The organism is Halomonas sp. EF61 (assembly GCF_040147045.1).
Taxonomy (GTDB): domain Bacteria; phylum Pseudomonadota; class Gammaproteobacteria; order Pseudomonadales; family Halomonadaceae; genus Halomonas; species Halomonas litopenaei.
Genome location: NZ_JAMSHM010000002.1, coordinates 1,016,487 through 1,038,438, shown reverse-complemented (window position 1 = coordinate 1,038,438; position 21,952 = coordinate 1,016,487). Strand labels below are relative to the sequence as shown.

Genomic DNA, 21,952 nt, shown 5'->3' with positions numbered 1-21,952 from the left:
GTTTCTCAAGACGAAGAAAAGGTCTTTGAATGGATGTCTAAAATCGAAGGGCTTCCATATGGTAATCCGATGGATGGCTTTTCTGGCTTGGCAAAAGTCTACGAAGAAGGGATAGGTACGGATATCGACCTCGTCCAAGCCTATAAATATTACGACCTTCTCTCACCTGGCAGCGCCCCCGATAAAGCCCGCCTTGAAGAACAAATGACCCCCGAGCAGATCCGTGAGGCCATCCGCCTTTCTCGGGAGTGGCAGGAAGAACATAATATCTTTGTGCCCAGCTACTACGGCCTCGAGTATCAGGAGGATGGGTCTTTTCAATAGTCACAGATGGCAGGCAATAGGAGGCAAGCCTTTTGGTGACCAGATGTCGAAGGCCCTCGATACGAAAGCGTATCGAGGGCCTTTTTGTCGCTGGGGTTAGTCGGATGGCGCTGGCTCGTCGGTGCCTCGCCTGTCGCGATATCGCGGTGGCAGGCGCTCTGCGAGGTGTTCGGCGAGGTAGTCGATGACCACGCGGACCTTGGGGGAGCGGTGGCGGTGGTGCGGGGTGACGGCCCAGACGCCGGTATCGCTGTGGCGGTAGGTGTCGAGCACCGAGACAAGTTCGCCACGGGCCAGATGGTGCTCGACGTAGTAGTCGGGAAGCTGACCCAGGCCCACGCCCTTCAGCACGGCGTCGAGCAGGGCCGGGCCGGAGTTGCCCTGCCAGGGGCCCTTGATCGCCACTTCCCGGGGAATGCCGTCGACGGCGAAGCGCCAGCGATCACGTGAGCCATGCAGGCAGCGGTGGTGCTTCAGTTCGGACAGGGCGTGGGGCTGCGAGTAGCGCTGGAAGTAGTCGGGGGAGCCCACCACGTACTCGCGTCTATCGGCCAGGCGGCGGGCGATCATGGTGCTGTCCTCCAGCGTGCCCATGCGGATGCCGATATCGAAGCCCTCCTCGATCAGGTCCACCTGGCGGTTGGTGAAGTGCAGGCGCACGCCGAGCTGAGGGTATTGGATCAGCAGGTCGTTGATCAGAGGCGCCACGTAGCGCTCGCCAAAGGTGGTGGCGCAGGTCAGCGCCAGCTCGCCCCTGGGGTGAGCCTCGAAGTCCTTGACCACGGCGTCGGCCTCGCGAAAGCCGTCGACCAGCGCCTCGCACTGCTGATAGTAGAGCCGACCGGCCTCGGTCAGGCTTATCTGGCGGGTGGTGCGATACAGAAGCGGCGTATCGAGCCGGCTTTCCAGGGCGGCCACCTGTCGGCTGACGTGGGAGCTGGATACACCCAGGCGTCGGGCGGCGGCGGCAAAGGACTTCAGGCGTACCACTTCGATAAAGGCTTCAATGCCGGCCCAGGGATGCATGGCGCTCTCCATTGTTGCGAGACAGCAACAATGTTATGCCGAATGCGTGCTTTATCCCAGTCCGTAGCGAGGTCTAGACTGTGGTCATCATCCACCGGGTCAGGATGACCCGTGCCCCTTACGTCAGTACGCCAGGCTTGGTCGTTCATGCCTGGCGTGCAACCCCCGATCCGAGGAGATTGCCATGAAGTCTCGCGCCGCCATTGCCCTTGAAGCCGGCAAGCCGCTTACCCTGACCGAAATCGATGTCGAAGGCCCCAAGGCCGGCGAGGTGCTGGTCAGGGTGGTCGCCACCAGTGTCTGTCACACCGACGCCTATACCCTGTCCGGAGCAGACCCGGAGGGGCTGTTTCCTTCGGTACTGGGTCACGAGGGAGCCGGTGTGGTCGAAGAAGTGGGGGAGGGCGTCACCAGCCTGAAGCCCGGCGACCACGTCATCCCGCTGTACACGGCCGAGTGTGGCGAGTGCAAGTTCTGCCGTTCGGGCAAGACCAATCTGTGCAGCTCGGTCCGTGCCACCCAGGGCAAGGGCCAGATGCCTGACGGCACCACACGCTTCTCGCTGGATGGCAAGCCGCTCTATCACTATATGGGCACTTCCACCTTCAGCGAGTACACCGTGGTGCCAGAGGTTTCGCTGGCCAAGGTGTCCAAGGAAGCGCCGCTGGACAAGATCTGTCTGCTCGGCTGCGGGGTGACCACCGGGATCGGCGCGGTGATGAACACCGCCAAGGTCGAGCCGGGTGCCACCGTGGCGGTGTTCGGTCTCGGTGCCATCGGCCTTGCGGTAATCCAGGGTGCGGTGATGGCCAAGGCCGGTCGTATCATCGCCATCGACGTGAATCCGGACAAGTTCGAGCTGGCCAAGCAGTTTGGCGCCACCGACTTCGTCAATCCGAAGGACTACAGCGATTCCATCCAGCAGGTGATCGTCGACCTGACCGACGGCGGCGTCGACTACTCCTTCGAGTGCATCGGCAACGTCAACGTCATGCGGTCGGCGCTGGAGTGCTGTCACAAGGGTTGGGGCGAGTCGATCGTCATCGGTGTCGCCGGCGCCGGCGAAGAGATCTCCACCCGGCCTTTCCAGCTGGTGACCGGTCGGGTATGGAAGGGCTCCGCCTTCGGTGGCGTCAAGGGCCGTAGCCAGCTGCCGGGCTACGTCGAGCAGTACATGAAGGGCGAGCTGAACATCGACGACTTCATTACCCACAACATGGAGTTCGAGAAGATCAACGAGGCCTTCGACCTGCTTCACGCCGGCGAGAGCATCCGCACCGTACTGCATTACTGAGCCGGTAGCATCGAGACGGCGCTGATGAGGCCACGCCCGCCTGTCCCAAGCGATGGGCCAGGCGGGCGCCGATTGGCGGTGAGTCGATTGCTGGCGCAGTATTGATGCCAGCTCGCCCCACCGCCAGACGGCCGCGTCGTCCGCCAGAACGCACCGCGTCGTTTTATCCGCCCCGGACCTCGGGGCTTCATCGTTGAGGGGAAGTCGCCATGTCCATGAGCGAACATCTGGAACTGGTCAGCGCCAATCGCAGCTTCGGCGGCTGGCACAAGCGCTATCGTCACCACTCGCGGGCGCTGGACTGCGAGATGACCTTCGCCATCTATCTGCCGCCCCAGGCCGAGACGGAGAAGGTGCCGCTGCTGTGGTGGCTGTCGGGGCTGACCTGCACCGACGAGAACTTCATGCAGAAGGCCGGTGCCCATCGGCTGGCGGCGGAGCTGGGCATCGCCATCCTCTGCCCCGACACCAGTCCCCGGGGGACCGACCTGCCGGGTGAGCACGACAGCTACGATCTGGGTTCCGGGGCGGGCTTCTACGTCAACGCCACCCAGGAGCCGTGGAAGGCCCACTACCGGATGTATGACTACGTCACCGAAGAGCTGCCTTCGGTGGTTCGTCAGCACTTCCCGCTCAACGGTCGCGAGTCCATCAGTGGTCACTCCATGGGAGGCCACGGTGCCTTGATTCTGGCGCTGCGCAAGCCGGGGCACTACCGCTCGGTGTCGGCGTTCTCGCCGATCGTCAATCCGACCCAGTGCCCCTGGGGGCGCAAGGCGTTCTCGGCCTATCTGGGCGAGGATTCCAGCAAGTGGACCCAGTACGACGCCTGTGAGCTGGTGGCCCGTGGCGCCTCACGTCAGCCGTTGTTCATCGACCAGGGCGACGCCGATGACTTCCTCGATGAGCAGTTGTGTCCAGAGCGACTGGAGGCGGTCTGTGCCGAGCGCGATCACCCGCTGATCCTGCGTCGCCAGCCCGGCTACGACCACAGCTACTTCTTCATCGCGACCTTTATCGAGGATCACCTGCGCTACCACGCCGAGAAGCTCTACGCCAAGCGCTGAGCGAGACTTCTCGCCAGCCTGCAGTACCCTCCAAGGTATCCACCACGGCCCCCGATCATCGGGGGCCGTGGTGTTTCTGGGCTTATTTTTTTGCCCGGGATTTCTGCGGCCTGAACTTCCGGACCATGGAGTGGGGGAAGAGAGTGCTGGGTGTTGGCGTGTCCGGGCAGGGGGTGGGCGTGCGCTGGCTGGCGAGCCAAAGGCGGCGTCCCGGCAAGGCATCAACGGGTCGCCTGGAGAGATAGCCCTGTCGTGAATGGGGAAATATGGCCGATCCTTTGCCTTGTCAGGTGACAGATGCGACCTCGTCATAGTCACCTGCGACATCATTGTCGGAGACGACTGGTCAAGCGGCAGCCGATAGCGATTATTGTGATGCCGAGACTCAGTCGCCAGGCGTAAAGTCGTCGGAGAAAAGCACGGACGCTCCTGCCTGCGATACCCGTAGCGACGCTGGCAACGTCGAGGGTGTCGACACCATGCGCGAGTCCTGTTCCGTTTACGACGTCGCGATAACAACAAATGGACGTGACGGTACCTCGTGGCTTGCGACGAGGAGGCCGACGCTGTGGAGAAGATGACCATGACCCTGCCTAGCCGGCCCGAGGGGCCACAGACCGTAGGTTTTCTGCTGCTCGAGCATTTCACCCTGATCTCGCTGGCCTCGGCCATCGAGCCGCTGCGCATGGCCAACCAGTTATCGGGCCAGGAACTCTATCGCTGGTTCACCCTGAGCCTGGATGGTGCGCCGCTTCAGGCCAGCGACGGCCTGACCGTGACGCCGGACTCGTCGATCACGGTGCCGCTGTCGCTGGACATGGTCGTGGTCTGCGGCGGCGTGGCGCCGACCCGCCATGTGCACCAGGGCCACGTAAGCTGGCTGAAGGCCCAGGCACGCCACCTCAAGCGATTTGGCTCGGTGTGTACCGGCGCCTGGGCGCTGGCCCGGGCCGGGCTGCTCGAGGGTTATGAGGTCAGCACCCATTGGGAGTGCCAGGCAGCGCTGCAGGAGGCCTACCCGGGCATCGGCCTGACGTCGAAACTTTTCGCCATGGACCGGGACCGTTTCACCTGCTCCGGCGGCACCGCGCCGCTGGACATGATGCTGACGCTGATCGGGCGTGACCATGGGCGCGAGCTGGCGGCGGGCATTTCCGACATGTTCGTGTGCGACCGGGTGCGTGGTGAGCAGGACCAGCAGCGGGTGCCGCTCAAGCATATGCTCGGCACCACCCAGCCGCGACTGCAGGAGATCGTCGCGCTGATGGAGAACAACCTTGAAGAGCCCATCGACCTGGACGAACTGGCCCGCTACGTCAGCCTGTCGCGGCGCCAGCTGGAACGGCTGTTCCAGCGCAACCTGCACTGCTCGCCGTCGCGCTATTACATGCGCCTGCGGCTCAATCGCGCCCGTCAGCTGTTGAAGCAGACCTCGATGTCGATCATCGATATCGCCGCCGCCTGTGGCTTCGTCTCCACCCCGCACTTCTCCAAGTGCTACCGCGAGTGCTTCGGCCTGCCGCCGCGGGAGGAGCGACTGGGCTGGAGCGCCTTCTCGCCGGTGGTGGCCGGTAGCACCGTATCCCCGCTGCTGGCGGCGGCCCCTGACGAACCGGTGTCCCGGGCGCTGTCGGCGTTGGAAGAAGCCCGCGGGGAGCCGACCTACGGCAGCTTCAAGGTGTTGCCCAAGTAGCGAAGGGCGTGTTGAACAATGCGCCTTCGCTGGCTGAATTTGCTGGACGAGGCCTGGGACCAGGCTTCGGCATGCCTGGACGCCAGATATCGGCAGGAGAGCCTTTGGCCACACCGGTAAAATGCTGACAGCGGCGATTGCCCGCCCCACCCAAGGCCTTGATATACTCCCCGGATCGATTCCAACCGAGCCCGATGCATGCGCAACTGGTGGCGCCCTCTCAGCCGACTTCTGCTACGCGCCACCCTTGCCTTTGCGCTGGGGTCAGTGGTGCTGGTGCTGGTGTTTCGCGTGGTGCCGGTGTTCGGCTCCATGGTGATGCTGGAGCGCGAGGTCTCGTCCTGGTTCTCCGGCGAGCCGCTGGACATCCAGCAGCGCTGGCGTCCCTGGGATGAGCTATCCGACAACGCCAAGCTGGCGGTAATCGCGGCGGAAGACCAGCGCTTCCCCGACCATCATGGCTTCGACCTGGTGGAGTTGAAGCGTGCCATCGAGTCCGCGATGAATGGTGGCTCGCTGCGCGGGGCCAGCACCATTACCCAGCAGACCGCCAAGAATCTGTTTCTGTGGACCGGGCGGGACTATGTGCGCAAGGTGTTCGAGGCCTGGTTCGCCACCCTGATGGAACTGCTGTGGCCCAAGGAGCGCATCCTCGAGGTCTATCTCAATATCGTCGAATTCGACCGGGGGGTCTTTGGCCTGGAGGCCGCCAGTCGCCACTACTTTGGCGTCGGTGCCGATCAGTTGAGCGCCGCCCAGGCGGCCCGCCTGGCGGCGGTGCTGCCCAACCCGCGAGAGCGCAGCGCCTCGCACCCGGGGCCGCGCACCGCCCGTCATGCCGCCTGGATTCAGCGACAGATGAATAACCTGGGCCTTGGCTACCTGGAGAAGCTGTAGCCGGCAGGCGTCGCAGTCCTTGATCCTTTGGGTTCTGTCCACTCGCTTCTTTTTCCCTTCGCCCCTTCACTTCTGGCACGCCTTCCCTCGGTCTCGACGCTCGTCGTTTCGCTTCTTTCCTTTGCCCACGGGTGCCTTTTGTCGCTGCCGGAACGGCGGTGACGCTTTTGGAATTCTCGTCGTCGCAATCAGGCGTCGTGGCCCCCCGGGGCGGCGCTATCCTGCCCGCACAACGCCAGCGTTTGCCGCTGGCGCTCTCCCTGAAGCGGGTAAGGACAACAGCGATGAACTCCCCTCTGACGCAAACCGAAACTGGTGCCATCGACGCCCGGGCGCTTCACCGCGAGGCCACGGTGATCGACGGTCTGATCATCGCCAAGTGGAGCCGTGAACTCCTCGAGGACATGCGCCGTGGTGGGCTGTCGGCGGCCAACTGCACCGTGTCGGTGTGGGAGGGGTTCCAGGCCACGGTGGACAATATCGTGGCCACCAACGCGCTGATGGAAGAGTGCAGCGACCTGGTGCTGCCGGTGCGCACCACCGCAGACATCCGGCGTGCCAAGCAGCAAGACAAGACCGGCATCATCTTCGGCTTTCAGAATGCCCATGCTTTTGAAGACCAGATCGGCTACGTCGAGATCTTCAAGAAGCTCGGCGTCGGTATCGTCCAGCTCTGCTACAACACCCAGAACCTGGTGGGCACCGGCTGCTACGAGCGCGACGGTGGCCTGTCCGGCTTCGGTCGCGAGATCGTCGCCGAGATGAACCGGGTCGGGGTGATGTGTGACCTGTCTCACGTTGGCGCCAACACCTCGCGCGAAGTGATCCTCGAGTCGTCCAGGCCGGTCTGTTATTCCCACTGCCTGCCCTCCGGGCTCAAGGAACATCCGCGCAACAAGTCCGACGAGGAGCTCAAGTTTATCGCCGACCACGGCGGCTTCGTCGGCGTGACCATGTTCACCCCCTTCCTGCGGGCCGGGGTCAACGCCACCATCGACGACTACGTCGAGGCCATCGTCTACGTGATGAACATCGTCGGCGAAGACGCCATCGGTATCGGCACCGACTTCACCCAGGGCCACGACCAGGCCTTCTTCGAGTGGCTGACCCACGACAAGGGCTACGCCCGTCGCCTGACCTCCTTTGGCGAGATCATCAACCCCAAGGGGATTCGCACCATCGGCGAGTTCGGCAACCTCACCGAAGCGCTGCTGCGCCACGGCCTCAGCGAGGCCCAGGTGCGCAAGATCATGGGCGAGAACTGGGTACGGGTGCTGGCCGATGTCTGGGGCGAATAGCACACAACCACCACAACAATACCGCCTGCCAAGGAGTCGACCGTGACCAAGATGGCGCCTGAACTGCCCATAGAGGTGGACGTCGAGACCGGTGTCTGGACCTCCGATGCCCTGCCGATGCTGTATGTGCCGCGACACTTCTTTATCAACAACCATATCGCCGTGGAGCAGGCGCTGGGCGTCGAGGCCTACGCCGAGATTCTCTACCACGCCGGCTACAAGAGCGCCTGGCACTGGTGCGAGAAGGAGGCCGAGTTGCACGGTCTGGTCGGCGAGGCGGTGTTCGAGCACTACATGACGCGTCTGTCCCAGCGAGGCTGGGGCCGCTTCATCACCGAGGCCATCGACCTGGAGGCGGGGACCGCCCGGGTGCGACTGGAACACAGCGCCTTCGTCTACCAGCTGGGCAAGGTTGGCTACCGGGTCGAGTACATGTTCACCGGCTGGTTCGCCGGTGCCATGGACCAGATTCTGGCGGCCTCGGGGTCGGCGCTGCGTACCCGTGCCGAGCAGACCCAGAGCGCCGCCGAGCCAGGCTGCGAGGTAGGCCGCTTCGAGGTCCAGCCGCTCGCCACCGTGCCTCGCTGAGCTGCGCTATCTCGTCGATTCGGTGCGCCGCCCTGGTGTTCCTGTCAGGTGACGCTGTTCGGCGAACCCGATCGGCGACCCTAATCAGCAACCCCGGTCGGCGAGCTCAGCCAGCAACCCCCGTCGGCGAGCCCAGCCAGCGGCTCCCGTCAGCGACCCCAGTCAGCGACCACCGCAGGCCAAGCGTCTTTCGTGGTTCCACCTTCGTCCGGGCAGAGGAGTTTCCCCATGGCCTTTGACGCGATCTTCGAGCCGATCACCATCGGCAGTCAGACCATTCGCAATCGTGTGGTCAGCACCGCCCACGCCGAGGTCCACGCCACCGACGGTGGCATGACCACGGAGCGCTACGTGCGCTACTACGAGGAGAAGGCCAAGGGCGGCTGCGGGCTATGCATCTGCGGCGGCTCCTCGGTGGTCTCCATCGACAGCCCCCAGGCCTGGTGGAGTTCGGTGAACCTGTCCACCGACCGCATCATCCCGCACTTTCAGAATCTGGCCGAGGCGGTACACCGTCACGGCGGCAAGATCATGATCCAGATTACCCATATGGGGCGTCGTTCGCGCTGGGATGGCCACGACTGGCCAACCCTGGTGTCACCCTCGGGCATCCGCGAGCCGGTCCACCGCTCCACCTGCAAGACCATCGAGGAGGAGGAAATCTGGCGCATCGTCGGTGACTTCGCCCAGGCCGCTCGCCGGGCCAAGGAGGGCGGTCTCGATGGGGTCGAGCTGTCCGCCGTGCACCAGCACCTGATCGACCAGTTCTGGAGCCCCCGCGTCAACAAGCGCGAGGACGCCTGGGGCGGCACCTTCGAGGGCCGCATGCGCTTTGGCCTGGAGGTGCTCAAGGCGGTGCGTGCCGAGGTCGGCGACGACTTCGTGGTGGGCATGCGCATCTGCGGCGACGAGTTCCACCCCGATGGCCTGACCCACGACGACATGAAGGCCATCGCCGCCTACTACGACGCCACCGGCAAGGTGGACTTCTTCGGCGTGGTCGGCTCCGGCTGTGACACCCACAACTCCCTGGCCAACGTCATTCCCAACATGTCCTATCCGCCGGAGCCCTTCCTGCACCTGGCCGCGGGTATCAAGGAAGTGGTCAGCGTGCCGGTGATCCACGCCCAGAACATCAAGGACCCGACCCAGGCCAACCGCATCCTCGAAGGCGGCTACGTCGACCTGGTGGGGATGACCCGGGCGCATATCGCCGACCCCCACCTGATCGCCAAGATCAAGATGGGCCAGGTCGACCAGATCCGTCAGTGCGTCGGCGCCAACTACTGCATCGATCGCCAGTACCAGGGCCTCGACGTGCTGTGCATCCAGAACGCGGCGACATCGCGGGAGTATATGGGCCTGCCGCATGTCATCAGCCAGAGCGAAGGCCCGAGGCGTCGCGCGGTGGTGGTGGGTGGCGGTCCCGGTGGCATGGAGGCCGCCCGGGTGCTGGCCGAGCGCGGCCATGAGGTGACCCTGTTCGAGGCCGAGGACAGCCTGGGCGGCCAGATCACCCTGGCGGCTAGGGCCCCGAGTCGCGACCAGATCGCCGGGATTACCCGCTGGTATCAGCTCGAACTTGCCCGGCTCAAGGTGGACCTGCGCCTGGGCACCCGGGCCGATGTACCCACCATCGATGACCTGAGGCCCGACCTGGTGGTGCTGGCCACCGGCGGACGGCCGTTTCTCGACCAGTACGCCGACTGGGGCTTCGACCCTGACCCGGAAAAGAGCCTGGTTGTCAGCACCTGGGACATCCTCTCGGGCAAGGTGGCACCGGGCCAGAACGTGCTGGTGTTCGATTCCATCTGCGAGTTCTCCGGGGTATCCGCCGCCGACTTTCTGGCCGACAAGGGCGCCCGGGTCGAGATCGTCACCGACGACATCAAGCCCGGGGCCGCGGTGGGGGGCACCACCTTCCCCACCTACTACCGCAGCCTGTACGAGAAGGAGGTCATCATGACCTCGGACCTGATGCTGCACGAGGTCTACCGCGAGGGGGCGTCGCTGGTGGCGGTGCTCGAGAACGAGTACAGCGGGGTGCAGGAGGAGCGCGTGGTCGACCAGATCGTGGTGGAGAACGGCGTGCGCCCGGACGAGCGGCTCTACCTCGAGATGAAGGAGGCCTCGCTCAATCGCGGTCAGGTCGATCTGGAAGCGCTCTACGCGGCCAGGCCGCAGCCCTGCCTGGCGCACCTGGACGCAGAAGGTGGCAGCGCTGGAGATCGCAGCGCCGGTTTCGTGCTGTTCCGACTGGGCGACGGGGTGGCGCCGCGCAATGTGCACGCCGCGATCTATGACGCCCTGCGTCTGTGCAAGGACGTTTGAGCGAGCCACGAGGGCGGCCCAGTCGCCGCCCGCCTGACCCTCGTCGAGAGGAGATAGAAGATGCCCGCAACCGTTCTTCCTGACCTGCTGGCCGTGCTGGTGCTGGCCGTGCTGACACTGACCCTGGTGGGTGGGGCCAGACGCTTCACCCTGTGGCGACGCGGGCGGCCCTCGCCGGTGCCCTGGTTGGCGGGCCTGGCGGCGATGCCACGACGCTATCTGGTGGATCTGCACCACGTGGTGGCCCGGGACAAGGCCTTCGCCCACACCCACGTGGCCACTGCCGGGGGTTTCGTCGCCGCTGCGCTGCTGATGCTGCTGGTGTTGCTGGTGCCGATGCCGTCAGGGCTAAGGCTCGGCCTGACCGGCCTGATGCTGGCCGCCAGCGTGCTGATGCTGGTCGGTGCCAGGCTGGTCGCCAGGCGTCGGCGCTCGCCGCCGGCGCGGCTGTCGCGTGGCCCCTGGATGCGCCTGCCCAGGAGCCTCACGGTTTTCTCGGCAAGCCTTGCCGGCGTTGCACTGGTCGGCCTGCTGTCCTCGCTGCTGCCGCCAGGCTGGCTCGGCGGCATCCTCGGCTGGGCGCTTGCCGGCGTGTTGCTGGTGGGACTCGCGCTGGGACTCGCCGAGATGATGCTGGGCATGACCTGGGGCGGGCCGATGAAGCACGCCTTCGCCGGTGCGCTGCACCTGGCTTGGCATCGCCGGGCAGAGCGCTTTTCCACGCGCTCAAGCGAGCGCGAGGGACGCACGCCGCGCTCCACCGGGCTCAAGGCGCTCGATCTGGACGACCCCGAGGTGCCGCTGGGGGTGGCGTGTCCCGAGGACTTCACCTGGAACCAGCGCCTGGGCTTCGATGCCTGCGTGCAGTGCGGGCGCTGCGAGGCGGTGTGCCCGGCCTTCGCCGCCGGCCAGCCGCTCAATCCCAAGAAGCTGATCCAGGATATGGTCCGGGGCATGACCGGCGCCAGCGCCGACAGCTACCACGGTTCGCCCTATCCCGGCCGGCCGCTCACTCAAGATAGAGGTCAAGACAAGTCTCAGAACCAGGGCCGGCCGGGAGGACCCATCGTCGTCGAGGCGGGCGGCGCCTTGCTCGATGCCGATACCCTGTGGTCCTGCACCACCTGCCGGGCCTGCGTGGAAGAGTGCCCGATGATGATCGAGCACGTGGACGCCATCGTCGACCTGCGCCGTCACCTGACCCTGGAGCGCGGCAAGACCCCGGGCAAGGGCGCGGCGGTGCTCGACAATCTGATCGCCACCGACAATCCCGGCGGCTTTGCCCCCGGGTCACGCATGCACTGGGCGGCCGACCTGGAACTTCCGCTGATGCGCGACTACGGCCAGGTGGATGTGCTGCTGTGGCTGGGCGATGGCGCCTTCGACATGCGTAACCAGCGCACTCTGCGTGCCCTGGTCAAGATCCTGCGGGCGGCGTCGGTGGACTTTGCCGTGCTTGGTAACGAGGAGCGCGATAGCGGCGACGTGGCGCGCCGGCTGGGAGACGAGGCGACCTTTCAGCGTCTGGCCAGGGCCAACGTGGCGACGCTTTCACACTATCGCTTTCAGACCATCGTCACCTGCGACCCCCACAGCTTCCACGTGCTTGGCAACGAGTACGGCGCCTTCGGCGGCGACTACCGGGTGCGCCACCACAGCACCTTTATCCAGGAATTGATCGCCGACGGACGGCTCACGCTCGAGTCCCGTCAGCGTGGCCGTGTCACCTACCATGACCCTTGCTATCTGGGGCGCTACAACGGCGAATACGAGGCGCCGCGCCAGGTGCTGGCGGCGCTCGGCATCGAGCTATCCGAGATGCAGCGCTCCGGTTTCCGTTCACGCTGCTGCGGTGGCGGTGGCGGCGCCCCGATCACCGACGTACCTGGCGAGCGGCGGATTCCCGACATGCGCATGGCCGACGTGGCCGAGACCGGCGCCGAGCTGGTGGCGGTGGGCTGCCCCCAGTGCACCGCCATGCTCGAAGGGGTGGTCGATGCCACCGCCCAGGTGCGCGATATCGCCGAGCTGGTGGCCGAGGCACTGATCGAGCCGCCGGCCGGCAAGCGGCTGGCGCACAAGGGGCAGACGAATAAGGGGCAGGCGAATAAGGGACAGGCGCCCACGAGGAGCCCTGCCAGCGATATCGATCAAGGCGTGGCGCAGGACGTAGAGGAGCTGAGCCAATGAGCGCGTCCGACGAAGCGATGCGGGGCAGTGCCCCTGGGCAGACGGCTCGGCGGCGTCGCGATCCCCGGCAAGAGTGGATCGCCCGCAACCGCTTGCATCCGCAGCATCAGGCGGTGCTGGCCACGTTGGAGGGCGCCACCACGCCACCGGCGTGGATGGGCCCCCAGGGACGGTTGCGCCGGAACCCGCACGCGGTGGGCTTTATTGGCCCCAACGGTCTCAAGCGCATCGACCGCAGCGGAGCCCAGGCGGGAGCCACCGCGTCGCCTGCAGTTCGCGCCCAGGCCACGCATGTTGAGTCCGCCCACGACCGGCGCCGCGCGGTGACGCTGGAAGCCCCGGCGGGCTGGATCGCGGTGGTCCCGGATACCGCCACCGGCAGGCTGACCGAGCACGATCGCGATCTGTTCGGCCTGGCCCGTCGACTGGCCGATAGCGGTTCGCAGCCAGAAGGAGCTGAACTGGCCGTGGTGGCCATCCTGTTTGGGGATTCGCCGCCACCCGCGCTGGAGCAGGCGCTGGGCGAGGCCGGGGCCGACCGGGTGGTCTGCCTGGCCGTGGCGGAGGGTTATGCCCCCGAGGCACGCCTGGCGGCCTGTACCCGAGTGGAGGAGGCGCTGGCCCCGCGCTATTGGCTGTTCCCGGATACCGCCCTGGATGGCGGCGATCTGGGGCGCAGGCTGGCGGTACGGCTGGGCGAGCGGCCCGCCTGTGGAGTGTGGCGGGTCGAGGCGGATGGCGGGCTCGATGCCGGCGGGTCGTGTGTCTGTCGTACCGGCTCCGGTCGCGAGGACCAGCCTCGTCCGCTGCCGCGCATCCTGATGGCGCTGGCCGAGTGCGCCGAGCCGGTGGTCGAGACCCGCCATGAGGCGAGAGCGATGGTCCTGGAGCCACCGTGCGCACCCCAAGCACCCCTAGCAAGGGTCGAGGATCTTGGGGCGGTGGCGGTGGACCCTGCCGAAATCGCCCTGCACGAGGCGCCCTTTATCCTGTCCGGCGGCAATGGCGTTGGCGACTGGCCCGGCTTTCATCGGGCCGCCCTGGCGCTGGGGGCCAGCGAAGGCGCCTCCCGGGTGGCGGTGGACGACGGCCATATGCCACGCCATCGCCAGGTGGGCGCTACCGGCACCTTCGTCAGCGCCCGGGTCTACCTGGCAGTGGGGATCAGCGGGGCTATCCAGCATCTGCAGGGTATCCAGCGCTGCGACAAGGTCATCGCCGTCAACCGCGACGCCGGTTGCGATATGGTCAAGCGGGCCGATCTGTCGGTGATTGGCGATGGCGACGAGATCCTCGCCGAGCTGGTACGTCTGGTCGAGGCCGGGGCAGGTGGTAAAGGTGGTGAAAGCGATGGTGGCGCTGGGCGTGGACGAGTGCCTGGCGATGCCAGCGAGGCCGGGAAAGCGCAAACGTCCCCACAGGAGGCCCTGAATGTTGCCTGAATCTTCCTCCACGCGTTGCGAGGCCGAGGCCGGGGCGAAAGCCAAAGCCAAAGCCAAAGCCAATGTCAGCGCCAACGCCAACGCCTCAAGCGCCGATGCTGGCAATTCGAAAGTCGGCGCCATTACCTCGCTTCGCCTGGATGTGCTTTTGTCGGTGGGACGACATCGCCTGACCGGTCGCGCCCAGCGTGCCGATGGCGACGCCCGGGCGCTGGAAATGGCGCTGTCTCTGAAACAGGCGCTATCACTGAGAGAGGCGTTAGTGGCTGAGAAGACGCCCCCTCCCGAGGTGGAGTTGATTCCCTGGCACCTGGGGCCGGAACACGCCGACACCGAAGCCGCGCTGCGCGGTTATCTGGGCATGGGCCTGGACGCCATTCGCTGGATTCAGGCACCGGCGGCGGCGGACGCCATGGCGCCACTTCGGGCATCGCTGGCATTGCCAGCGGCACGGGACGTCCGCAACAGCCAGGCGCGCCTGGCGCTGTGCGGGATGCGTGCCGAGCAGGGCGAGGGTACCGGTATGCTGCCCATGGCGCTGGCCGAGCAACTTGGCTGGGCCTGGGTGCCCGGTGTGGTCGCCATCGAGCGTATCGAGACGATCGAGCGTTGCGAGGGGGACGAGGAGGCGGGTGGCAAGGAGAACGCGCAGCCTCGGGCCATCGTGCTACAGGCGCTGCCGCAGGGGCAGCGACGCCGACTGGCGGTGACCCTGCCGGCGATCCTGGGGGTGGACAGCGCCGCGCCAGCCGCGCGCCAGAGCGCCTTTGGTCCGGCCCGGCGTGGTCAGCTGCGTCTGGTCGAGTCAGGCGAAGAGCTGGTGCTGGACCCGGCGGTGGAGCAGTGGCCGCTTACCCCGGCCCGGGCACGTCCCAAGCGGCTCAAGATCGTTACCGCTACCAACGCCCGGGATCGCTTCAAGGCCGCCGCCGCCAAGGCCGAAAAGAGTGGCGGTCGGGTGCTCGAGAACGTCTCGGCCGCAGAGGGAGCCGCCGCCATCCTGTCGATGCTCGAGGCGGAAGGCGTCTTGTCGACCGATGGGGCCCGCAACGATCAGCCGGAGGATCCACAAGGCAATGGACGCTGACGTCAAGCGGTGCCAGCATCGAGACATGGGCTGCCAGTGACAGCGCGGGTCGCTCTGGCTCAGGCCGCGTCGCTGCCTTACATGGACATAACTAGAGTCAAGCAATGACCGTTGAATCCGATACCACCGTGACCTCCGGCGCCAGCCGACCCCGGCGCACCCGGGCGACCCTCAAGGGGCGCCAGACCGATCCGGACATCCTCGAATCGCTGCGCAAGCTGCTGGGCGATGAACGCAAGCATCCCGAGCTGCGACGGCGGGATCTGTTGATCGAGCACCTGCACGCCATCCAGGACGCCAACGGTCATCTGGCGCTTGCCTGGCTGAGGGCGCTTGCGAGCTACATGACGCTGCCGATGGCGGCGGTCTACGAGACGGCGAGTTTCTATGCCCACTTCGATGTGGTGCATGACGGCGAGGCGCCGCCTCCCGCGCTGACGGTGCGCGTGTGCGACTCGCTGTCCTGCGAGCTTGCCGGGGCCGAGCGTCTGGCCGAGGCGCTGTCAGGCGGCCTCGACCCCGAACAGGTGCGCGTCACCCGCGCCCCCTGCATGGGGCGCTGCGATCTGGCGCCGGTGGTCGAGGTGGGCCATCACCACCTGGGCCACGCCACCCCGCAGGCGGTGGAGGTGCTGGTGGAAACCGGCAAGACCCATCCCGAGGCGGTGCTGTGGCAGCGCCTTGATGAGTATCGCCGAGAGGGCGGCTACGAGCTGCTGCGCGGCTGCCGGGAAGGTCAGGTGACGGTCGATGCGCTGACCTCGATGCTTGAGCGCGCGGGCCTGCGGGGTCTTGGCGGCGCGGGTTTCCCGACCCATCGCAAGTGGCAGAGCGTTCGCGCCGAGCCTGGGCCTCGCTGGTGCGCGGTCAACGCCGACGAGGGTGAACCGGGGACCTTCAAGGATCGCTACTACCTGGAGCGCGCGCCCCACCAGATGCTGGAAGGCGCCCTGGTGGCCTGCTGGGCGGTCGAGGCAGAAGGCGTCTATATCTACCTGCGCGACGAGTATCCCGGCGTCCACCGGGTGCTGAGCGAGGCCATCGAGGAGCTTGAAGACGCCGGTATCGCAAAGCCAGGCCAGCTTATCCTCAGGCGTGGCGCCGGGGCCTACATCTGCGGCGAAGAGTCGGCGATGATCGAGTCGCTGGAGGGCAAGCCCGGCAAGCCCAGGCATCGTCCGCCGCTGGTCGCCCATAAGGGCCTGTTTGGCCGGCCAACCCTGGTCAACAACGTCGAGACCCTGTACTGGATACCGGTATTGTGGCGCGAGGGCGTGGCCATGTACGCCGGTCAGGGCCGACGTGAGCGCAGCGGCCTTCGCAGTTTCTCGCTGTCCGGGCGGGTACGGCGGCCTGGCGTCTATCTGGCGCCCGCCGGTATCAGCCTGCGCGAACTGGTCGACGAGTACGGCGGCGGCATGGCGCCGGGCCATCGGTTGGCCGGCTATCTACCGGGGGGCGCCTCCGGCGGTATCCTGCCTGCCGCCAAGGCGGATATCGCACTGGACTTCGACACCCTCCAGGCCGAGGGCTGCTTTATCGGCTCGGCGGCGGTGATCGTGCTGTCCGACCAGGACGACCTGCGTGCGGTGGCCACCAACCTGCTGGCCTTTTTCGCCGATGAATCCTGCGGTCAGTGCACCCCCTGTCGGGTCGGCAGCGAGAAGATGCTGAGCCTGCTCGAGCGCGATCGATGGGTGGTGGAGGACCTGGAGCGGTTGTCCCGGGTGATGCAGGACGCCTCGATCTGCGGCCTGGGGCAGGCGGCGCCGAATCCGGTGCTGAGTCTGCTGCGCCACTTCCGCGATGATCTGGGGCGCCACGACATCATCGTCACCGATACCGCCGAGGGAGCATGCTGATGACCGGATCCCGGAACGCTTTTGTCTCCCACGTCGCTGATGATTCGACGCTTGAGTCCTTCACGCTGACGCTGGATGGTGTCGAAGTGAGAGCCTGGCCCGGCGAGACCCTGTGGCAGGTGGCCAAGCGTGCCGGGGAGACCATACCGCACCTGTGCTTCAAGGACGCCAGCGGCTACCGCGCCGACGGCAACTGCCGTGCCTGCATGGTGGAGATCGAAGGCGAGCGGGTGCTCGCCGCCAGCTGCCTGAGGGAGGCGCGCCCCGAGATGGTGGTCAGAAGCCAGTCGTCCGAGCGCGCCCGGGTCGCCCGCGAGGGCGTGCTGGAGCTGCTGCTCAGCGATCAGCCGCCGCGCGACGATAGCCCGGACCGTGCAAGCCAGCTGTGGCAGATGGCCGATCACCTGGCGGTGGACGCCACCCGCGCCCGCGCACGCTATCCCAGGCGCAGGCCCGACGTCGTGCGTCATGCGCCCGGCGCTCGCCTTCCCGGCCAGTGCCCGCCGATCGCAGACGATGCGAGCGGGGGGCGCCGTGCTTCCGCGACAGCAGGCCACGACACCAGCCATCCGGCGATGACGGTCAATCTGGACGCCTGTATCCACTGCACCCTGTGCGTGCGCGCCTGTCGTGAGGTGCAGGTCAATGACGTCATCGGCATGGCCCATCGCGGCGCCGCCAGCAAGGTGGTGTTCGACCTCGATGACGTTATGGGCCAGAGCAGCTGCGTGGGTTGCGGCGAGTGCATCCAGGCCTGTCCCACCGGCGCCCTGTCGCCGACCAGCCTGATCGATGCCCAGGGCCGCGGCAACAGCGACAGCGCCGAGCGCAAGGTGGACTCGGTGTGTCCCTACTGCGGCGTCGGCTGCCAGTTGACCTACCACGTCAAGGATGACGCCATCCTCTACGTGGAAGGCCGCGACGGCCCGGCCAACCAGGGACGGCTGTGCGTCAAGGGACGCTTCGGCTTCGACTACGGCCGTCACCCGTCGCGGCTGACCCGGCCGCTGGTGCGGCGCGAGGGCGTGCCCAAGGGTATGGATGAGGGCTTCGATCCCGCCCGGCCACTGACCCATTTTCGTGAGGCCGACTGGGACGAGGCGCTGGCGCTGGCCGCCGGGGGCCTGACCCGGCTCAAGGCCGACCACGGTCCCAGGGCGCTGGCAGGCTTCGGCAGTGCCAAGTGCTCCAACGAGGAGGCCTGGCTGTTCCAGAAGCTGGTACGCACCGGCTTCGGCTCCAACAACGTCGACCACTGCACCCGGCTGTGTCACGCAAGCTCGGTGGCGGCGCTGATGGAATGCATCGGCTCCGGTGCGGTGACCGCCTCCTTCATGCAGGCGCTGAACGCCGACGTGGTGATCCTCACCGGCTGCAATCCGGCGGTCAATCATCCGGTGGCGGCGACCTTCTTCAAACAGGCGGCCAAGGGTGGCACCCGGTTCATCATCATCGACCCACGGGGCCAGGCCATGGGCGCCTATGCCCATCGGGTACTGCGCTTCACCCCGGGGGCCGACGTCTCGCTGTTCAACGCCATGCTGAACGTCATCATCGACGAGCAGCTCTTCGATGAGGCCTATATCCGTGAGCACACCGAGGGCTTCGAGCGGCTCAAGGCATCGGTGCGCGATCAGACGCCGGAGTCGGTGGCCATGGCCTGTGGCGTGCCCGCCGACGAGATCCGCGCAGCGGCGCGGGAATACGCCAACGCCGAACGGGCGATGATCTTCTGGGGCATGGGGATCTCCCAGCATACCCACGGCACCGACAATGCCCGCTGCCTGATCTCGATGGCGCTGGCCTGTGGTCACACCGGGCGCCCCGGCACCGGCCTGCATCCGCTGCGTGGCCAGAACAATGTCCAGGGGGCCTCCGACGCCGGCCTGATCCCGATGGTGCTGCCGGACTACCAGCCGGTGTCCGACGCCCAGGTGAGGGCCTCCTTCGAGGAACTCTGGGGCAACGCTGGCACAAGCAGCGACGGCAGCGGCGACGCCCTGGATCCCGAGCCGGGACTCACCGTGGTCGAGATCATGGACGCCATCCACGCCGGCACCATCCGCGGCATGTACATTCTGGGCGAGAACCCGGCCATGTCGGACCCGGACCTGACCCACGCCCGTGGGGCGCTGGCAAGCCTCGAACATCTGGTGGTGCAGGACCTGTTCGTCACCGAGACGGCGCAGTTCGCCGACGTCATCCTGCCGGCCTCGAGCTGGCCGGAAAAGGACGGTACCGTGACCAACACCAACCGTCAGGTGCAGCTAGGGCGCCAGGCGCTGCCGCTGCCCGGTGATGCGCGGCCGGACTGGTGGATCATCCAGGAGATGGCGCGGCGCTTCGGTCTCGACTGGGACTATGGCCACCCGCGCGAGGTCTACGCCGAGATGCAGAAGGGGATGGCCTCGCTGAACCATATCGACTGGGAGCGACTCGAGCGCGAAGGCGCGGTCACCTATCCCTGCCTGGCGGAAGGGGCGCCGGGCGAAGACGTGGTGTTCTCCGAGGCCTTCCCCACGGCGAGCGGCAAGGCGCGTTTCTCGCCGGCGTTGCCGCTGCCGCCCGATGAACCCATAGACCGCGACTACCCGACGGTGCTGTCCACCGGACGCCAGCTTGAGCATTGGCACACCGGGTCGATGACCCGCCGGGCCCAGGTGCTCGACGACCTGGAGCCCGAGGCGGTGGCCAGCCTGTCGGCGGGGGAGCTCACCCGGCTGGGCGTGCAACCGGGAGAGCGGGTGACCATCACCACCCGGCGTGGCGCCATCACACTGGTGGCGCGGCTCGACGACGGCATGCCCGACGGCATGGTGTTCGTGCCCTTCTGCTATGTTGAGGCGGCGGTCAATCTGCTGACCAATCCGGCGCTGGACCCCTACGGCAAGATTCCGGAGTTCAAGTATGCCGCCTGTCGCTTGAGTCGCGCCGAGCCGGCCCAGGTCACCTAATCTGAACGTAAGACACAGCAACAAGGAGTCACCCACCATGATGATTGCCGAGCTGATCGACGGTCGTGACTTTCGTGATCGGCTGTTGGCGCTGGGAGTGCGCCTGCCCGAGGATGCCTGCCCCGAGACCTGCGCCAGGATGGCCCGGCTCAAGGCACGTGAGGTCGGCCTGCCCGGCCTTGCGGCGCTGGTGCGCGAATTGATGGACAAGCAGGAGGTGCTGTTGCCGTCGGTCCAACAGGCCATCCAGGCCCACCTGCTGGGGCTCGATGATAATGGCGAATCCAGGGCAGCAGGGAAGGGCCTAGCCTAGGGCGCCGTCTATGGTGCCGTCTATGGCTCAGCCTGGGGCGCAGGCCGGACCGCCGGCTTGCAGCCGCTCAGTCGCAAGGCGAAGATGGCGTTTCTTCGCCAGCGGCGGCAGGTGGCCCCATGATTCTGAGCGCTGAGCTCGCACAGCAGATCATCGACAAGACCCAGGATATTCTCGACGCCAACATCAACGTGATGGACGCGCGCGGAGTGATCATCGCCAGCGGTGATCACTCGCGTCTGGGTACCCTGCATGATGGCGCAATGCTGGCGCTTCAGCGTGGCAATGGACTCGAGATATCCGAGCATGACGTCGATGCCTTCAAGGGGGCGCGACCGGGCATCAATCTGCTGCTTCAGTGCGCCGGCGAGACCGTGGGAGTGCTCGGTATCACCGGTCCGCCATCGCAGGTACGTCAGGCGGCGCGGCTGGTCAAGGTGACCGCCGAGATGCTGGTCGAACAGGCCGACATGCTGAGTCAGCTTGAGTGGGCCAAGCGCCACCGGGAAGGTTTTATCCTGTCATGGGTCAACGCTGAGCTTTCTTCCGAGCAACTTCATGACTGGGCCGAGCGACTGGGGATCGACGTCGCCTGTCAGCGACTGGCGGTACTGATCGAGCTGGACAGAGGATCGCCCAGCGCAGACCTGGACGCCATGCAGCGACTGATGGAGCTTCTGGCCCGTGACAGCCTGGTCACCCAGGTCTCACCCCATCGCGTTCTGGTGCTCCAGCCTGTGGTGGATCAGGCTGGACAGCGCAGGCAGGGCGCACACCCAGGCCCCGACGGGACTATCGAAGCCCTGCTGGCGCGACTGGCACGCCACGATATTCACGGGGCCAAGGTCGCCGTCGGGCGCGCCTTCGATGCACCCGGCCACCTCCACCTGTCCTACGAGAGCGCTCGGCAGGTACTGGCGATCGGCAAGCGCCAGTTTCCCGAGCGAATGACCTATCACTACGACGAGCTGCGCCTTCCGGTGCTGTTGTCGCCACTGAACGATGGCTGGCAAGGCGAGCAGTTGCGCGAGGCGGTCGAGCGCATTCGTGGCGCCGACAGCCATGGGCGCCTGCTCAAGACCCTGGCGATGCTGATCGAGCACGAGGGCAACCTGAGTCGCTGCGCCGATGCCCTGCATGTCCATCGCAACACCCTGCGCTATCGGCTGGATCGCATCCAAGAGATTACCGGTATTTCTCCCCATCGCTTCACCGGCCTGGTGGAGCTTTTCCTGGGTCTGGAGCTGTCGTCCGGCGACGGCGCTCATTGAAACCCACAGGCTGATCTTTCTCGCGGGTGGCGAGCGGCGGCTTGCGAGCTGTCGCTTGCGAGGTAGTGCCTAGATGCTGTCCGTCATCATGTCGCAGGGGGCATCGGGCCTGCTGGTGTGTCTGCAGGTAGGGTGGTGGTTGCCACAAAGTCTGCCGTCAGGACTTGCCCGCGATAAGAATGTGAAGCCACGGCGCTTAGCTTGTGGCTTTTTTCTTACATTAAATTACGAATTAGTTACCGAGAGTCGTAGCGACATTTTGTGCAGGATAATTAGCAGGGAGACAAATCTGTGCAGCTTTCCCCTGAGGCGGGC

Annotated in this window: 15 protein-coding genes; 14 read left to right on the top strand and 1 reads right to left on the bottom strand. The window is 66.1% G+C overall.

Annotated elements, in window-relative coordinates:
• Positions 1-420 precede the first annotated feature (420 nt).
• Positions 421-1,350 carry a LysR family transcriptional regulator gene (locus NFI08_RS13420; protein ID WP_108448106.1) on the bottom strand — a complete coding sequence of 310 codons (930 nt, stop codon included), beginning with the start codon at positions 1,348-1,350 and terminating at the stop codon, positions 421-423.
• A gap of 184 nt (positions 1,351-1,534) precedes the next feature.
• Between NFI08_RS13420 and NFI08_RS13415 the strand changes: the two genes are divergently transcribed.
• From NFI08_RS13415 to NFI08_RS13350, 14 genes are all read left to right on the top strand, one after another.
• Positions 1,535-2,644, top strand: a complete 1,110-nt coding sequence (locus tag NFI08_RS13415; RefSeq protein ID WP_045994980.1) for an S-(hydroxymethyl)glutathione dehydrogenase/class III alcohol dehydrogenase — start codon at positions 1,535-1,537, stop codon at positions 2,642-2,644.
• A 209-nt stretch (positions 2,645-2,853) separates the two neighbouring features.
• Positions 2,854-3,711: an S-formylglutathione hydrolase gene (gene fghA, locus NFI08_RS13410; protein WP_045994979.1), complete on the top strand. Its 858-nt coding sequence runs from the start codon at positions 2,854-2,856 to the stop codon at positions 3,709-3,711.
• 577 nt (positions 3,712-4,288) lie between these two features.
• A complete protein-coding gene (gene gbdR / locus NFI08_RS13405) occupies positions 4,289-5,404 on the top strand; it encodes a choline metabolism transcriptional regulator GbdR (protein ID WP_045994991.1) in 1,116 nt (371 codons plus the stop codon).
• Positions 5,405-5,602: 198 nt separating this feature from the next.
• Positions 5,603-6,301 carry a monofunctional biosynthetic peptidoglycan transglycosylase gene (mtgA, locus tag NFI08_RS13400; RefSeq protein WP_045994978.1) on the top strand — a complete coding sequence of 233 codons (699 nt, stop codon included), beginning with the start codon at positions 5,603-5,605 and terminating at the stop codon, positions 6,299-6,301.
• Between the two features lie 284 nt (positions 6,302-6,585).
• Positions 6,586-7,599 carry a dipeptidase gene (locus NFI08_RS13395; protein ID WP_108448107.1) on the top strand — a complete coding sequence of 338 codons (1,014 nt, stop codon included), beginning with the start codon at positions 6,586-6,588 and terminating at the stop codon, positions 7,597-7,599.
• A gap of 42 nt (positions 7,600-7,641) precedes the next feature.
• The gene (locus NFI08_RS13390) at positions 7,642-8,187 is read left to right on the top strand and encodes a DUF5943 domain-containing protein (RefSeq protein ID WP_108448108.1); all 546 of its coding nucleotides are present in this window, start codon (positions 7,642-7,644) and stop codon (positions 8,185-8,187) included.
• 228 nt (positions 8,188-8,415) lie between these two features.
• Positions 8,416-10,518 (top strand): NADH:flavin oxidoreductase, encoded by a 2,103-nt coding sequence (locus NFI08_RS13385; protein ID WP_108448109.1) that lies wholly within the window; start codon positions 8,416-8,418, stop codon positions 10,516-10,518.
• A gap of 60 nt (positions 10,519-10,578) precedes the next feature.
• Positions 10,579-12,708, top strand: a complete 2,130-nt coding sequence (locus NFI08_RS13380) for a (Fe-S)-binding protein (protein WP_349589935.1) — start codon at positions 10,579-10,581, stop codon at positions 12,706-12,708.
• Complete coding sequence (locus NFI08_RS13375) at positions 12,705-14,150, top strand: electron transfer flavoprotein subunit alpha/FixB family protein (RefSeq protein WP_349589932.1); 1,446 nt, start codon at positions 12,705-12,707, stop codon at positions 14,148-14,150. Before NFI08_RS13380 ends, NFI08_RS13375 begins: the two co-directional genes overlap by 4 nt.
• The gene (locus tag NFI08_RS13370) at positions 14,140-15,237 is read left to right on the top strand and encodes an electron transfer flavoprotein subunit beta (protein WP_349589929.1); all 1,098 of its coding nucleotides are present in this window, start codon (positions 14,140-14,142) and stop codon (positions 15,235-15,237) included. The genes NFI08_RS13375 and NFI08_RS13370 overlap by 11 nt, the downstream gene beginning before the upstream one ends.
• 104 nt (positions 15,238-15,341) lie before the next feature.
• The gene (locus NFI08_RS13365) at positions 15,342-17,099 is read left to right on the top strand and encodes an NADH-ubiquinone oxidoreductase-F iron-sulfur binding region domain-containing protein (RefSeq protein WP_286986094.1); all 1,758 of its coding nucleotides are present in this window, start codon (positions 15,342-15,344) and stop codon (positions 17,097-17,099) included.
• The gene (fdhF, locus tag NFI08_RS13360; protein WP_349589926.1) at positions 17,099-20,053 is read left to right on the top strand and encodes a formate dehydrogenase subunit alpha; all 2,955 of its coding nucleotides are present in this window, start codon (positions 17,099-17,101) and stop codon (positions 20,051-20,053) included. Before NFI08_RS13365 ends, fdhF begins: the two co-directional genes overlap by 1 nt.
• A 37-nt stretch (positions 20,054-20,090) precedes the next feature.
• The gene (locus NFI08_RS13355) at positions 20,091-20,366 is read left to right on the top strand and encodes a hypothetical protein (RefSeq protein WP_108448191.1); all 276 of its coding nucleotides are present in this window, start codon (positions 20,091-20,093) and stop codon (positions 20,364-20,366) included.
• Positions 20,367-20,485: 119 nt separating this feature from the next.
• Positions 20,486-21,637, top strand: coding sequence for a sugar diacid recognition domain-containing protein (locus tag NFI08_RS13350; protein ID WP_108448112.1), 1,152 nt, complete (start codon positions 20,486-20,488; stop codon positions 21,635-21,637).
• Positions 21,638-21,952: the final 315 nt, after the last annotated feature.

Excerpts from the sequence above, each read along its gene's own strand:
- NFI08_RS13420 (WP_108448106.1), bottom strand. The coding sequence starts at position 1,350 with ATGCATCCCTGGGCCGGCATTGAAGCCTTTATCGAAGTGGTACGCCTG.
- NFI08_RS13415 (WP_045994980.1), top strand. The coding sequence starts at position 1,535 with ATGAAGTCTCGCGCCGCCATTGCCCTTGAAGCCGGCAAGCCGCTTACC.
- fghA (WP_045994979.1), top strand. The coding sequence starts at position 2,854 with ATGTCCATGAGCGAACATCTGGAACTGGTCAGCGCCAATCGCAGCTTC.
- gbdR (WP_045994991.1), top strand. The coding sequence starts at position 4,289 with ATGACCATGACCCTGCCTAGCCGGCCCGAGGGGCCACAGACCGTAGGT.
- mtgA (WP_045994978.1), top strand. The coding sequence starts at position 5,603 with ATGCGCAACTGGTGGCGCCCTCTCAGCCGACTTCTGCTACGCGCCACC.
- NFI08_RS13395 (WP_108448107.1), top strand. The coding sequence starts at position 6,586 with ATGAACTCCCCTCTGACGCAAACCGAAACTGGTGCCATCGACGCCCGG.
- NFI08_RS13385 (WP_108448109.1), top strand. The coding sequence starts at position 8,416 with ATGGCCTTTGACGCGATCTTCGAGCCGATCACCATCGGCAGTCAGACC.
- NFI08_RS13380 (WP_349589935.1), top strand. The coding sequence starts at position 10,579 with ATGCCCGCAACCGTTCTTCCTGACCTGCTGGCCGTGCTGGTGCTGGCC.
- NFI08_RS13375 (WP_349589932.1), top strand. The coding sequence starts at position 12,705 with ATGAGCGCGTCCGACGAAGCGATGCGGGGCAGTGCCCCTGGGCAGACG.
- NFI08_RS13370 (WP_349589929.1), top strand. The coding sequence starts at position 14,140 with ATGTTGCCTGAATCTTCCTCCACGCGTTGCGAGGCCGAGGCCGGGGCG.
- NFI08_RS13365 (WP_286986094.1), top strand. The coding sequence starts at position 15,342 with ATGACCGTTGAATCCGATACCACCGTGACCTCCGGCGCCAGCCGACCC.
- fdhF (WP_349589926.1), top strand. The coding sequence starts at position 17,099 with ATGACCGGATCCCGGAACGCTTTTGTCTCCCACGTCGCTGATGATTCG.
- NFI08_RS13355 (WP_108448191.1), top strand. The coding sequence starts at position 20,091 with ATGATGATTGCCGAGCTGATCGACGGTCGTGACTTTCGTGATCGGCTG.
- NFI08_RS13350 (WP_108448112.1), top strand. The coding sequence starts at position 20,486 with ATGATTCTGAGCGCTGAGCTCGCACAGCAGATCATCGACAAGACCCAG.